Here is a 13,266-nt window from a genome sequence, read left to right as displayed (position 1 = left end):
CTATTGTCCTTGTTTTGAAGTGAGGGGCGAATTGCGGAGTACCGGCGGCCAGGAGAGGCCTTCGACAGCGGAGGCCGGATCGGACGGCACCGCCGCAGCGATCTCATCATCCGTCATTCCGACCGAAACCAGCACCTCGCGACTGCGGTCGCTGCGATCAAGCGTGCCGCTGAACGACGCTGTCCGGCTGAAGCGCGGAATTGCCGGAACGCTCGAATGGGACGAACCGGGATGACGATGCCTGTTCTGAGGTTCACGCCAGACTTCGTCCGGCGACAGCACCGGCGCGACGCAGGCATCGATGCCGGCGAATATCGCTTCCCAATGCGCGCGCGGCTGCGACCTAAACGTCCTGTCGAGAGTCTGCTCGATGAACGGCCAGGTCGCCATGTCCATGTGGTCCGGAATGTCGCCGAGCTTCAGCGTGGTCCAGAGTGCCTTGAAGAACGCGAGCTCCAGCGCGCCGACCGAAACTTGGCGGCCATCCGCACAGAAATAGCAGCGATAGAATGGCGCATTGCCGGAGATCAGTCCATCGCCCCGGCCCGGCATCACCGGCGTCTGCCAGCCCGGGAAATGCATCGCCATCATCGAAAGACAGCCATCGACCATCGCCGCATCGACGTGCTGGCCACGGCCCGACGCGCGGGCCTCGAACAGTGCTGTCACCATTCCGAATGCGGCGAGCAGACCGCCCGCGCCGAAATCGGCAAGCAGATTGAGCGGAGGGGAGGACACTTCATTCTTCGGACCCACAGCACCGAGAACGCCGCTGATCGCCAGATAGTTGATGTCATGGCCGGCTTCGCGGGCACGCGGACCATCTTGGCCGTAGCCGGTCATCGAGCAGTATACCAGGCGCGGATTGATCGCGCTGAGTTCGGCATATCCCGCGCCGATGCGATCGGCGACACCAGGGCGGAAACCTTCGATCAGGGCATCAGCGGTCTTCACCAGCCGATGCAGAGCCTCGCGCCCTGCACTGTTTTTGAGATCGAGCGAAATGAACTGCTTGCCACGCGACAGTTCGGTTACCGGAAGACCGGAGCGGCCGCCGCCAACCACGATTACCTCAGCCCCGAGATCGGCGAGAAGCATCGTGCAGTAAGGACCGGGCGCCAAACGCGAAAGGTCGATGACGCGCACGCCCGCGAGCGGGCCTTTCGGCCGCGCGTTGGTATTGATGCTTTTAGCCATGGAGCGAGCCTACTGAAGATGGAGAATTCTGACCCGTCTCGGCCGTGTCGGATGAACCGTCGTCGCCACCGAGAAACGCGGCAAGGATGGTGTCGTGCTGACTGAGTTCGTCACGGCCGCCGCGCATGACCACTTGACCATCGGACAGCATGATGAAGCGGCTGGCGATGCTCGCTGCAAACGGCACGTTCTGCTCTGCAACAACCATTGCCAGACCGTCGGCGCGGAACTTGGCAAAGGTCTGTCGCAGGATGTCGTAGACCGCCGGCGCGAGTCCTTGGGTTGGCTCGTCCAGAATTAGCACCCGCGGTCGGCGCGCCACCGCCATGCCGATCGCAAGCATCTGCTGCTCGCCGCCACTCAGCATCCCGGCCGGGGCAGCAAGCCGTTCCTTCAGGATCGGAAATAGCGACAGGATGTGCTCGCGCGCCGCATTCCGGTCTCCTTCGATCAGCCGAAGACCAAGAGAAAGATTCTCTTGGACTGACAGCGCCGGGCAAAGGTTGCCGCGAATTTCAGGGACCAATGCCAATCCACTCTTGGCGCGGAGATGGGCCGGAAGCCGGCCGATATCCTGGCCGCCTACCTCGATCTCGCCCCTTCCATGCACAAGACCGCTCACCGCTCCGAGAAAGCTGCTCTTGCCCGCGCCGTTCGGTCCGAGCACCGCGACGAGTTCTCCGGCCGCCACCGACAGATCGATGCCGTGGCAGACTTCGATCCGGCCATAGCGCGCTGAGACATTGCGGCAGGACAGAACCGGCTGCGCCATCGGCGCGGCCACAACGACGCTACTGGTATCAACGGCAGACATCGCATTCATGACGTGCTCCTCAATGCGCGCTGGTGCCGAGATAGGCAGTGACGAATTCAGGCTGGCGGCTGACCTCCTCGGCGGTGCCACGCAGCAGGACCTTGCCGCGATCGAGCACCACGACACGATTGGCGAGACGCTTCACAAGGCCGAAATTGTGCTCGACCAGCAACACGCCGACGCCTCTGGCCGCCAGTTGGCGAACCTGCTGCACCAGCACATGCTGCTCGGTCTTCGAAAGACCGGCCGCGGGCTCATCAAGCAGCAGATATTTCGGCTCGGCCGCCATCGCGCGCGCGATATCGACCATGCGGACGATGCCCATCGGCAATTCACCCATCTGTTGCTTGGCGAAACCGCCGAGACCGAGTTCCTGCAATAGTTTCGTTCGCCGGTCACGCAGGTCCCGTTCGCTACGCCGCATAGATGGCGGCCGGAGCAATCCAGCCCACAAACCGACACGTGCGTGCGGTTGAAACCCGCATAGCACCGCATCCTCAACGCTTGCCGACGCATTAATGCGCGGCGTCTGGAATGTCCGCGAGATTCCGCTGGAGATGCGGCGGGCCGCTGGAATGCTTGCGAGATCCTCGCCATCGACCGCGACCGCACCTGCTGCAATATCGACAAAGCCGGTAATCGCATTGAACAGCGTGCTCTTACCCGAACCGTTCGGCCCGATCACCGCAAGCACTTCCCCGCGATTGAGTGTCAGATCGACATTCTGTAGCGCGACCACTCCGCCGAAACGAACGTCTATACTGGATACGTCAATGCTCATTGCGTACCTCCCGCAATGACGGGGCTGCTGGCTACCTGCGATGGGCTTTTTTGCGGCTTGGCGACAACGGTTCCGGAAGATTTTCCGAAGAGAGCGCGAAGCCCCAGCAGGCCATTCGGCGATAACACGAGAACGGCAATCAGCGCGCCGCCGTAGAACATCCCCTGCACTTCCTGACTGGGAATGAACTTGAACAGCAGGGTCAGCAGCGCGGCGCCGACAATTGGACCGAGTACTGTTTGCGCACCACCGACCACCGCCATCAAGAGGACGGAGAGTGAAACGGCAGGACCGAGCGAATCCGGCCCGATATAAGCAATGTGATGTGCGTAAAGCCAACCGCCAAGTCCGGCGACTGACGCGGACAGCGCCAACACGACGCTGCGAACGTGCGGGACGTTCACACCATCTGCAACAGCACGCAGTGTATCTGAGCGAAGGGTGCTGGTCGCACGCCCGAACGGCGAGTCGATCAGATTGCTGAGCAGGATCACCACAACGAACACGGCGCCCCAGCTGAGGAAATGGTATTGCAACAGCGTCGATGCGATCGACAGCGGTGGAATACCTGACAGGCCGATATATCCGCCGGTGAAATCACCCCCCTCACGCAGAGCGATGTCAACGGCCTGACCGAACACCAGCGTCGCAATGGCCAGCGACAGTGCATTCAACCGCGTCACTAGGCGTGCGAGAGGATACGCGATGAGCGGCGGCACCACGAGTGCCAGCACCAGGCCGAAGACCGCCGGCAGATTGTAACGCGTGGTCACGATCGCCGCGGCATAGGCCCCGACCGACGCGAACGCCGCCTGCGCGACCGAGAGAATGCCGGCCTGGCCATAGCTGATGCCGACCGACAGAGCGATCAGCGAATAGATCGCGATCACCACCGATGTATCGAGCCACACGGTATTGCCGCTGATGAAAAGCGTGATGACGGAGAGCGCGCCAAGCAAGAAGAGCGCGGAACGCTGACGTTCGAACAGACTCATGCCCGAACTCCCGCGGGTCCCTGGCGGCCGACACGGCCGATGGTCAGCACGGCGAAGATGAAGGCAAGCGGCACGAGACTCGCAAGACCGCCATTGGCGTAGCCCGAACTTATCGTCTCGACGACGCCGATGGCGAGCCCACCGAAGAACCCGCGTAACGGACCGTGCAGACCGAACACAATCGCCGCGCCAAAGCCGGCGAGAGTCAGATGCATCCCCGACGCGAAGTCCATGCCGGAGGTGTAGAGCACGAGCACCCCGGCGATCCCCGCCAGCAGCCCCGCAAGCATGAACGAGGAGAACTGCAGCGCCCGAACAGGGATGCCGGCGAGCAGCGCGCCACGCTCATTGTTGGCGCTGGCGCGCACGTCGCGACCCCACGAGGTGCGGTAGAGGAGGACATAGACGAAGGCGATCAGCAGCAGGCCGACCAGCACATTCACACCGGCCTGAGGGCTGATGCGAATGCCAGCCACGTTCCAGAAATTCGCAAACGGCTGGCGGATGAATGGATCTTTCCCGAACAGCGTGAGGACGCACGACTCGAGAAAGATCGCGAAGCCGAAGCTGGCGAGCACAAGAACGAGCGGATCGCCCTTTTGCCTGCGGCCAAGCATCAGCGAAACGCACCCGACAGATGCCGACGCCAGGACACCGGCAAAGATGCCCATCATAATTCCTAGAGCGGCTCCGTGGCTTTCGCCGACAAACATTGCAACTGCGCCCGCGAGCACCGCGTAACCGCCGACAGCAAGGTCCACCGTGTCGGTGGCGATGAAAAGCAGGCTGATAGGGAACGCGAGCAGACCGTAGGTCACGCCTAGCAAGATCCCCCGCGAGCCAAATTCTAGAAGTTCGTACATCCGCCCTCCCCCTTCGATTTAAACGCCCGCCGATCAGTGCCGCGCAGACGCCGAAGGTTCTTGTTTTTAAAAACCGTCTAGTCGGTATCTAATACTGTGCAGAAGGTTTTTATTTTGTCAAGAATACGCCGACGGATCCCGGCAATCACATCAGCTGATTGAAATAACTAAATTTCTTGCGTTCGCGTGGCGGCTTCCGGTGAAGGCGCCGCCACGCAAGATGTCGCACGTCTTAGGGGGGCGAAACTCGCCTGAAGACTCCGTTGCGCACCTCGACGGTGGTCAGCGCGTCGGCGCTCCAGCCGTCGTGATTGTCCTTCGCATAGCAGAGCTCGCCGTCGGAATAGGTCGTGACATTGCACAACTGCTCGAGCTGATCGCGCAGCACCGACCCCGTGATCTCGCCCTTGACCTTCCGTGCAGCTTCGACGATCGCCAGCAACCCATTGGTCGAGAGCAATTCGGCAAATCCCTGCGGCGGCTTGCCAGCATCTTTGAGCTTCTGGGCAAGCTTTGCCTGCCGCGGCGAGGGATCATCCCAATTGCCGAAGACCACCAGCCGGACGCCATCTCCCAGGGCCCCGGAGCTGTCGATGAAGGACCTCTGCCCGAGCCCCATCGATCCCCAGATCGGCACATCCAGACCGACCTGACGTGCCGCGCGCACAAACGCAGCTCCAAGCGCCGGCGCCGTGACCTGCATGATAACGGCATCCGGTGAGCTGCCGCGCAGCTTCATGGCCTGCGCCGCGACTTCGATCGCCTTCAGCGGGGCCGACGACATGTCGGTGATCGGAACCCTCCTCTCCTCAGCCAACTGCTTCACATAGACTGCGGAGTCCTTTCCGTAGGCATCCTCCTGATAGAAGATGGCGATCTTCTTGGCGCCGCCTGCGATCACGGCATCGAACAGCCGCTTGGTGTTGACCAGATCGTTCGACATCGTGCGAAACACGTAAGGGTATTGCTGGCTCTCGCGCGCAGTGACCGAGATCGTCGCATTCGGTGCGAGCATCGGAACCTTCTCGCGCGCGGCAATCGGCGTCGCCGCCAGTGTGCCGCTGCCGGTGCTGGCGCCGATAATCGCAACCACCCCGTCCTCGCGAATCAGCTTGGTTGCGCCGCGGGCCGCTTCCGTGGGGTTGGTGGTATCGTCGTAGATCGCGAGCTCGATCTTCCGCCCATTCACACCGCCCTGCGCGTTCAGGTCGCGGACCAGCACTTCAACCGCATCACGCTCCGGCAGGCCAAATGAGGCCGCCGGCCCGCTCAGACTAAGCAACAGACCGATCTTGAGCGGCTTATTGTCCTGAGCGGCAGCGGACAACGGCGCGAGCGCAATCACGCCGGCTACAAGCAATCCTATTCTCGTTCTCATTTCACTTCCCTCCCATGGTTTTTCCCACGCCTTTACTGACGCTTTTTTGTTTTGTTCGCGCAGCAGTCAGCGGCGGTCGGTGAACCGGCAAGCACACGTGCTGAACTGGCGAACCTCCGAAACGGCCTGTGAAAGGCCGCTTACTCTGCGGCGTCAGCCGCGCTTTCCATTGTCGCAACAATGGAGGGCGAAAGGTAAGCGCCCTGCCTCAGCAACTCGCGCTGGATTGAGCGCGGGTCGAGCTGACGCGGCGCCACGCCTGCACCGGCGGCGAGAGCGCCGGCGACGCCTGCGGCCTGACCGGTCATCCAGCACTGCGGAACCTCGCGGAGGAAGGTGTGCGAACTCGCATCGCAGGCCACATGGCGGCCCGCTCCAAGCGCGCCTTCAAGTCCCGCAGGAAGCAGCGAGCCATAAGGCACCGAAATATTCTTCCACTTGGGCGACAACGACGTGGAGACACCAATCTCATCGTCCCAGACCTTCCCCTCGTCCCACTGCTTACGCGTGACCATCCGATCGGCCGCGAAGCGACGGCTGTGACGAACGCCGACCTGCGGCGCGCCGAGCATCAGGAAGGCATTTTCAAAGCCCGGTGCTTCCGCCCGGTAGATTTCGAGATGCCTGACAGCAAGTTGTCGTGACTTGAGCTCGACCTCAGTCAAATCTTCCACGTTGATTGCGCTGTAGCCCGACAGGCGCGGGCCCATGAACAGGCCGATATCAGAGCGCCACGAGAAGAACGGCTTTTCAAAATACTTCAACCGATCGCGGCCGCGCTTCATGAAATCGGAGAAACCGGCGCTGTTGGTACGGCGGAACTCGGTCCAGCGCTCCATATCGACGCCGCCGAGCATGAAGGCGGTGTTGATACAATGGTGGATGTCAGTTTCGTCGATGTCGGAATCCGATCCTACGCCGGCGCGCGCCAGCATGTCCGCATCACCCGTGGTGTCGATCACCACCTTGGCCAGCACGGCATGGCGACCTTCTTTACTCTCGAAGATCGCGCCCCTGACCACATTGCCTTCCATGATCGGCTGCGCGGCCACGGCGTGGAGCATCAGATGGATCTTGTTCTCCGTGACGAGCTGCATCGAAAGCGTTTTCAGTGCCTCGGGATCAACCGTCGGCGACCAGGTCACGATGCCTTGGAACGCCGCGGATCGGTATGACCAGTAGTCGGCGATCGCCGCATCCTTCGATCCCCATTCCGACTTCGGCGGCCCCATCACGGCGTCCTTCGGCAGCCGGTCGAAAAGCTCGCGGGCGAAGCCTGCGATCACCTGCTTGCCGCTCCAGTCGGTCATGCGGTCGATCCAGATAACCAGCCCGCCAGTGGAAAGGCCGCCCAGATGATTGTAGCGCTCGACCAGCGTGACATCGGCGCCCACCTTCGCCGCGGCCACCGCTGCCGACGTTCCCGATGGTCCGCCGCCGATCACCAGCACGTCGGTTTCGGAAAACACCGGAATGTCGCGTGCCTCCTCGCGATAAGTCAGCGTGGGGCGTTCGCGCCGGCGGTCGCGCGCGCCGCCGAAGATCTCCAGCGCCATGCCTTCCGAAACACTGTTGATCGACTTCTCAACCGCCATGGTCATTTCCTCGCCCAATAAAATCCGGCTTGCAGACACCGGGTTGTGATTAAGCAGCCTGCGGCGTCCGAAAACCCACAGTTCCGCATTTCGTGAAGGCAATCTTGACGGTCCCCCTCGATTATTACAAATATGAATTTTGCAAACTCAAATTTCGATTTTCGAAATATGCTCTCTATTCGGCAAATTCGCTATTTCGTGGCCGCAGCTGAAACCCAGAAGGTTTCGGCGGCAGCCAGCAGTCTGGGGATTTCACAATCTGCGGTCACCGTGGCGATCAAGGAACTCGAGGGGCAACTCGGCGTGTCGCTGATACGCCGACGTGTCGGTGGCATCGAGCTGACCCAGGACGGGCAGAAATTTCTGCATCACGCCAGGAACATCGAAGCGAACATCGTCGATGCGATGAACTCGATGCTCAACAAGGAAGCGCGGACGACCGGAAAAATCCGGCTTGGCGTTACCTACACCGGGGTCGGGTATTTCCTGCTCCCGGCTCTGGCGCGCTTTCGGCGCGCCTATCCGAGCGTGGCGTTCAACTTGGTCGAAATGGACCGGCGCGGGCTGGAACAGGCGCTCGAGTCAGACGACATCGACTTGGCTCTGGTCATCATATCCAACCTTTCGAAAAACCACCGCCTGCGTCATCAAATCCTCATCCGATCGCCCCGAACGTTATGGCTCTCGAGCGGCCATCGTCTCAACCGTCTTCCGACGATTTCCCTGCAGGATCTTCGCCATGAAGCCTATGTGCAGTTCGCATCCGATGAAGCACCTATTTCGGCACGACGTTACCTGAAGAAGATCAAGCCTAGGGTGCTCTTCAGCACCTCATCCATGGAGGCGGTGCGAGGGATTGTTGCTACAGGCGCGGCGGTCACCGTGCTTGCTCAACTGGTCTATCGGCCATGGTCACTCGATGGCGGCCGGGTCGAGTCGCGCGCGCTGGCAGATTCTCTTCCGACCCTCGACCTTGGCATGGCCTGGAGCGCTCGCAAAACGTTGTCGGATGCGGAGCGTAAGTTCATCGACTATATGAAGATCGACGGAAACGGCGCTCACCAAGGCTAGGACAGAGCGCGCAGGAACGCTTCTCGGAAAACGCGCACAAGTTCAGTGCCATCTATCTTCGCAGCTCGCCGATACCACTCCAGCATCATGCCGTCATGGGTCGCAACGTAGAACGACGCCGTCGCAATCGGATGAAGTTTGGTTGCGAAGCTCTTGCTGGCAAGCCCCTGCTTGATGGTCATTAGGATGAACTCGCGCATGCGCTCATAGATCGCGTCGATCTTCTCGGTGAGCGCGTCGTTCCGCTTGGAGAACTCGACCGATGACATCACCAGCAGCATGACCTCCTGCGGATTCTCCAGAGCGAAGGTCACTTGAGAATGCATGAACGCGACAAGCCTCTCCTGCGGTGTCAGATCCCGTGCCTTCAGTTTGGCGATGATATCGTCGATATAGCGCGCGGAAATGTCATCGAGCATCTGTGCCATCAGATGCTCCTTTTTGGAAATGTAGAAATAAACGCCGCCCTTGGTAAGACCCGCGCCGGCGGCGATTTCGTCGATCGTGGTGGAGCCGTATCCCTGCTCCACGAACAGATTCAGCGCCGAATGATAAATGCGATCGACACTCACTTCGCGCATTTCCCGGTTCGATCGTGGCGCCCGCGCGCGGGGCGCCGAATTCGCAGGCTCGATCTTGGTCAAAGCGGCGGTCGGCTTTGACACACGCGTGGCCGACTTGCGCGAAGTTCGCGACACGGTATGCGACTTATTGCGATCGATCTGTCTGACCATGAATTAAATGAAGCTCGAACAACCGTGCTGGCGCGGGAAATTGGAAGTAGTTCTTTTTAGAGAGAGGGATAGAGTAGGCAAGAGACGAGACAGCCATTTCCGAATGTAATTTCAGAACGGAAACGAAACCTCAACCGGCCATCCTGCCGTTCAAACATTTCTATTTATCTTATTATTTCAGCAGCTTGAATACCAGAATGAGCTATTGAAAGCCGCTTCATGGGGCATTCCCTGTATTCCGCTCACCTTAAAATGTCTCCAACAATGGCGGATAAGTACGCGCTTTTGGCCGCTGCAGGTGATGATGTCGGCGGACCGCGCTATCGGCGGGCATCCGCTGGAATTCGAACTTCTATACCGACGGTCGAAGCTAAGCCCGCAGTCGTCCCAGTGCCTCATTGATAGTGATGCGCGAAAACCATATCGCAAGGCTGGAGGCGCCGCGGAAGCTGTCCAGATGGGTGAAGGAGCGCGCCTGGTCATGCAGCGTTACAATTAGCATCTTTATCGTCTCGCGCGAAGCGTTCTCCGGAACGAGAGGGAGGCGGAGGAGGTGGTCCAGAAGACTTCGTGCCTACGACACTGACAACCCACCGTCAAACCCGTTCGGCTTGTAGAGGATGCGATCCTCGACAGTACCCATCGGGGAGACATCGTACTCGACCCGTTCCTCGGTAGCGGCACGACAATTCTGGCTGCCGAGCGCACGGGGCGACGAGGCTTCGGCATCGAACTCGATCCGGTACACGTCGACACGGCCATTCGGCGTTGGGAGCGCATGACCGGTCAGAACGCGATCAACTAGGATGGCCTGTCTTTCGCAGAAGTAACTGCTCAGCGCGTCGCGAGAGCCATCAATGCCCCGTAAACGCCAACGCCCGCTCAAAGATACGGCGGAATCGTCCGCGGACATCATGCGCAGGCTGATCTTAGAACCTGTGCCCATAACGATCGCAGGGCCAATCGAAAACTCTGTTCGGTGTAAGGCACAACAGCGATTTGTCTACCGCGTGATGGCGCCATAAGCAGCCCAACTGTTTCACATAGTCCGCGATACAGTTTAGATTTTTAGCCTGAATGTCGCGTGTTGATGATACCGCCTTTGCATTCGGCGACAATGAACTGACCGCCGCCTAAGTCAGCTACGACATCACCGATGCCTGACTTTGGATAATGGTGCGGTCGTCATGTGCGCGGTAAGTCCCGACATACGAAGTCGTACCCGTGCTACTCTCGCGCTTAAAGTTTTGTTTTTCCAGCCACGCCGAGAAATCGAATTGTTTTCCGTGCATACCGTCGGGGTGGATGAGGACCTCGTTAGTCTTCTCCGTTCGTAAAAGATGCATGGCGTACGCAACCACCACCGCACCTTCGTGAAATTTATGCTCGTAGTCGTGCGTAGCGCTTCCGACCCGGTTAGGCGGCGAGATCGTCTCCTCAATCAGGTCATCGAAATCCATTTTCCCCTCCCGGCCGCGGTGTCTTTCCAATCGCTCGAAACATCCCGATGCAAACTCGTCGGAAAATGATCTTTGCTCCCTTAGCACCACTGCGTAGAGGCCACGCAGTGGTTTTATTCTCCGGTCTCTTTCGCGCGACTCTTGAAAACGGGAATTCTTCAATGGTTTGTCAGAGAACGTCGACCAGTTTGGGAAGGTGACGGTTCGATTCCGGTCTCTGTAAAGACTCAGTGCTTTTAAAAAGCCCGCCATTGGCGGGCTTTTCAAGATCGAAACGGTAATATTCTCCAGAACGCACACTGACTGGCTGGCGACCCAGTGTTGATCGAACCCGTCTCCGCCGGAATTCTCTGCTAACAGGGAATTTTACAGGGAAATCTCAAAAATACTGCTTTGGATACGGCCTAATCTGTCAGGAAAGGCCCATTTAAGGCACTTATTGCGAAATTTCCCCATCAAGAACAACAGGGAAATGTTTTCGCGGATCAGGGACTTGGTTTCGTCTTAACAGGGACCTGGCGGGATGCTGACAACCATTTATGCGGCGCTAACCTTTGCCGGAAGATACGCCCGGATCTGGGGAGCCTTCGCAATGACCCGGCCGCCACTTTTCGGAAGCAGCCTCACACGCGCCGATTCACTTCCGCTCATGACGAGATTGCGCCAAGCAACAGTCTGACATTCACGCCAGTATCACCGACATTGTTGATAGTTACGTCGGATACAAAATTTTCTATAGTTCGCTGCAATCTTCTTTCGATCGAGCCGTCGCTAACGCGCGAACGTGCAGACAACCTACTTGCAAGAACATCCAGTGGCGCCGTAACGAGGACCACAACCAAATCGGCATATCGCTCGCGTAGCAGCGCTATCACTGAGCGGGATACATTTGCAACTACCGTGCGCCCAGCGCGAATTTCGTCATTAATAGCGAGAGGCAGTGCATAGCTTAAGCCATGCGCTTTCCAGTCCACCGCGAACTCGCCGCGCGTACACGCTGCCTCAAATGCAGCGGGCGTAATCTGCGTATTGTTCTCGGAGCGCGATGCTTCCCGCGTCACGACACGACGGGCGAAGACGACACGCTCATTGCCAGCACAAGCGGCACGCGCGAGATCAATCAGCGTATCCTTGCCCGCGCCTGATGGTCCAACGACCAGGACCAGGCGGCCCGGACCGATCTTTGCTGTGCACAATCCGGACATCGCCGGGAGGTCGATCATGCCACCCGACGCCCCTCACGCCAGACGCTGCGGACCACCGGGATATCGCGCGCGACATGGACGCGGATCAGGTCGGCGCGCTTGCCTACCGCGATCTCGCCGCGATCCGGTAAACCAACCGCTTCTGCCGGGCGCTTGGTGACGGTGCGCACGGCGCTCGCCAGATCAATTGACGGCACACGATGAGGCAGTTGCAGCGCCGCCATCAACAGGCTGGAGGGGATGTAATCCGACGACAGGATGTCGAGCAGCCCTTCGTGGGCAAGATCGATTGCAGCGATGTTGCCGGAATGAGAGCCGTTGCGTACCACATTCGGCGCGCCCATCAATATGCCGATGCCAGCCTCGTGCAGGCCGCGCGCAGCTTCCAGCGTTGTCGGGAATTCCGCCACCGAGACGCTGTCGCGAATCGCAGCGGTCACATTCTCATCGGTGGTATCATCATGGCTCGCGAGCGGGATATTGTGCAATTGCGCCAGCAACACGATGTTGCGCAGATTATCGGCGGCATAGAGCCGCTGATACTCGAAACGTTGCGCGAACAATTCATCAAGCTGGGCGTCGGTCTTGCCAGCGCCCTTGCCACGATAATAGTTTCGAAGCTTGGCCTCATCGCGGAACTGACGCTGGCCGGGCGTGTGATCCATCAGCGACAACAGCCGCACATCCGGGCGACCGATCATCTGCTTCGCCTCATCGACCACGCTCGGCATCGGAATTTCGCAACGAAGATGCAGAAAATGATCCGCGCGTAGCAGTCCAGCTTCGCGGGCCGATGTGATGGCCTCGGCCAGTAGGACGGCATGTCCATCAGCCTCCTCGGCCCCACTCTCTCGCCACACTCGGAGCGAATCCAGCACCGTGGTAATGCCCGAGGTCGCAAGTTGCCCGTCATAAGAGACGACTGCGGCAACCGGATCCCAAAACACCTTTGGACGCGGCGCGAAATGCGCTTCAAGGTGGTCGGTGTGCAACTCGATCAGACCGGGCATGATGAGGTCACCATTGGCCTCCTCGCTGCCCGCAGGTGCCGCGCCCTCACCGAATTCGGCGATCCTGCCGTCAGCTACGGCGACCCAGCCATTTTCGATCACACGATCCGCAAGCACGATTTTCGCGTTGCCGATTATGGCTTCTTGTTGTTTCACCTTCATC

Annotated in this window: 13 protein-coding genes; 1 reads left to right on the top strand and 12 read right to left on the bottom strand. The window is 59.6% G+C overall.

All coding sequences use genetic code 11. From position 1 onward, the window contains the following. From AC1RKJ_RS18045 to AC1RKJ_RS18015, 7 genes are all read right to left on the bottom strand, one after another. Entirely contained in the window at positions 1-1,197 is a 1,197-nt protein-coding gene (locus tag AC1RKJ_RS18045) for a CaiB/BaiF CoA transferase family protein (protein ID WP_492792286.1), read from the bottom strand. Then, a complete protein-coding gene (locus tag AC1RKJ_RS18040; RefSeq protein WP_492792285.1) occupies positions 1,190-2,020 on the bottom strand; it encodes an ABC transporter ATP-binding protein in 831 nt (276 codons plus the stop codon). Before AC1RKJ_RS18040 ends, AC1RKJ_RS18045 begins: the two co-directional genes overlap by 8 nt. 10 nt (positions 2,021-2,030) lie before the next feature. Then, a complete protein-coding gene (locus tag AC1RKJ_RS18035) occupies positions 2,031-2,792 on the bottom strand; it encodes an ABC transporter ATP-binding protein (RefSeq protein ID WP_492792284.1) in 762 nt (253 codons plus the stop codon). Then, positions 2,789-3,787, bottom strand: a complete 999-nt coding sequence (locus AC1RKJ_RS18030) for a branched-chain amino acid ABC transporter permease (RefSeq protein WP_492792283.1) — start codon at positions 3,785-3,787, stop codon at positions 2,789-2,791. Before AC1RKJ_RS18030 ends, AC1RKJ_RS18035 begins: the two co-directional genes overlap by 4 nt. Next, positions 3,784-4,650, bottom strand: a complete 867-nt coding sequence (locus AC1RKJ_RS18025) for a branched-chain amino acid ABC transporter permease (protein ID WP_492792282.1) — start codon at positions 4,648-4,650, stop codon at positions 3,784-3,786. Before AC1RKJ_RS18025 ends, AC1RKJ_RS18030 begins: the two co-directional genes overlap by 4 nt. Before the next feature lie 232 nt (positions 4,651-4,882). Next, on the bottom strand, positions 4,883-6,028 hold the full coding sequence (locus AC1RKJ_RS18020; protein WP_492792281.1) for an ABC transporter substrate-binding protein: 1,146 nt from the start codon (positions 6,026-6,028) through the stop codon (positions 4,883-4,885). 140 nt (positions 6,029-6,168) lie between these two features. Then, positions 6,169-7,623 (bottom strand): FAD-dependent oxidoreductase, encoded by a 1,455-nt coding sequence (locus tag AC1RKJ_RS18015; protein ID WP_492792280.1) that lies wholly within the window; start codon positions 7,621-7,623, stop codon positions 6,169-6,171. 132 nt (positions 7,624-7,755) lie between these two features. On the opposite strand from AC1RKJ_RS18015, the gene AC1RKJ_RS18010 reads away from it, so the two are divergent. Next, positions 7,756-8,694, top strand: coding sequence for a LysR family transcriptional regulator (locus tag AC1RKJ_RS18010; protein ID WP_492792279.1), 939 nt, complete (start codon positions 7,756-7,758; stop codon positions 8,692-8,694). Here the strand turns inward: AC1RKJ_RS18010 and AC1RKJ_RS18005 are convergent. The 5 genes from AC1RKJ_RS18005 to AC1RKJ_RS17985 form a co-directional block, all read right to left on the bottom strand. Next, positions 8,691-9,275: a TetR/AcrR family transcriptional regulator gene (locus tag AC1RKJ_RS18005; RefSeq protein WP_492792278.1), complete on the bottom strand. Its 585-nt coding sequence runs from the start codon at positions 9,273-9,275 to the stop codon at positions 8,691-8,693. The two genes, AC1RKJ_RS18010 and AC1RKJ_RS18005, sit on opposite strands and share 4 nt — an antisense overlap. A 727-nt stretch (positions 9,276-10,002) precedes the next feature. Then, on the bottom strand, positions 10,003-10,374 hold the full coding sequence (locus AC1RKJ_RS18000; RefSeq protein WP_492792277.1) for a hypothetical protein: 372 nt from the start codon (positions 10,372-10,374) through the stop codon (positions 10,003-10,005). Positions 10,375-10,570: 196 nt separating this feature from the next. Then, the gene (locus AC1RKJ_RS17995) at positions 10,571-10,888 is read right to left on the bottom strand and encodes a hypothetical protein (RefSeq protein WP_492792276.1); all 318 of its coding nucleotides are present in this window, start codon (positions 10,886-10,888) and stop codon (positions 10,571-10,573) included. A 647-nt stretch (positions 10,889-11,535) separates the two neighbouring features. Beyond that, complete coding sequence (gene phnN / locus AC1RKJ_RS17990) at positions 11,536-12,111, bottom strand: phosphonate metabolism protein/1,5-bisphosphokinase (PRPP-forming) PhnN (RefSeq protein WP_492792275.1); 576 nt, start codon at positions 12,109-12,111, stop codon at positions 11,536-11,538. Continuing rightward, a complete protein-coding gene (locus AC1RKJ_RS17985) occupies positions 12,108-13,259 on the bottom strand; it encodes an alpha-D-ribose 1-methylphosphonate 5-triphosphate diphosphatase (protein WP_492792274.1) in 1,152 nt (383 codons plus the stop codon). The genes phnN and AC1RKJ_RS17985 overlap by 4 nt, the downstream gene beginning before the upstream one ends. Positions 13,260-13,266: the final 7 nt, after the last annotated feature.

This window comes from Afipia sp. GW822-FHT04G07, assembly GCF_058800765.1.
This window is presented reverse-complemented; position numbering and strand designations above follow the sequence as displayed.

Coding starts and splice junctions, on each gene's coding strand:
- AC1RKJ_RS18010 (WP_492792279.1), top strand. CDS start 7,756: ATGAATTTTGCAAACTCAAATTTCGATTTTCGAAATATGCTCTCTATT.
- AC1RKJ_RS18015 (WP_492792280.1), bottom strand. CDS start 7,623: ATGGCGGTTGAGAAGTCGATCAACAGTGTTTCGGAAGGCATGGCGCTG.
- AC1RKJ_RS18045 (WP_492792286.1), bottom strand. CDS start 1,197: ATGGCTAAAAGCATCAATACCAACGCGCGGCCGAAAGGCCCGCTCGCG.
- AC1RKJ_RS18040 (WP_492792285.1), bottom strand. CDS start 2,020: ATGAATGCGATGTCTGCCGTTGATACCAGTAGCGTCGTTGTGGCCGCG.
- AC1RKJ_RS18005 (WP_492792278.1), bottom strand. CDS start 9,275: ATGCGCGAAGTGAGTGTCGATCGCATTTATCATTCGGCGCTGAATCTG.
- AC1RKJ_RS18000 (WP_492792277.1), bottom strand. CDS start 10,374: ATGGGCACAGGTTCTAAGATCAGCCTGCGCATGATGTCCGCGGACGAT.
- phnN (WP_492792275.1), bottom strand. CDS start 12,111: ATGATCGACCTCCCGGCGATGTCCGGATTGTGCACAGCAAAGATCGGT.
- AC1RKJ_RS18035 (WP_492792284.1), bottom strand. CDS start 2,792: ATGAGCATTGACGTATCCAGTATAGACGTTCGTTTCGGCGGAGTGGTC.
- AC1RKJ_RS18025 (WP_492792282.1), bottom strand. CDS start 4,650: ATGTACGAACTTCTAGAATTTGGCTCGCGGGGGATCTTGCTAGGCGTG.
- AC1RKJ_RS18020 (WP_492792281.1), bottom strand. CDS start 6,028: ATGAGAACGAGAATAGGATTGCTTGTAGCCGGCGTGATTGCGCTCGCG.
- AC1RKJ_RS18030 (WP_492792283.1), bottom strand. CDS start 3,787: ATGAGTCTGTTCGAACGTCAGCGTTCCGCGCTCTTCTTGCTTGGCGCG.
- AC1RKJ_RS17995 (WP_492792276.1), bottom strand. CDS start 10,888: ATGGATTTCGATGACCTGATTGAGGAGACGATCTCGCCGCCTAACCGG.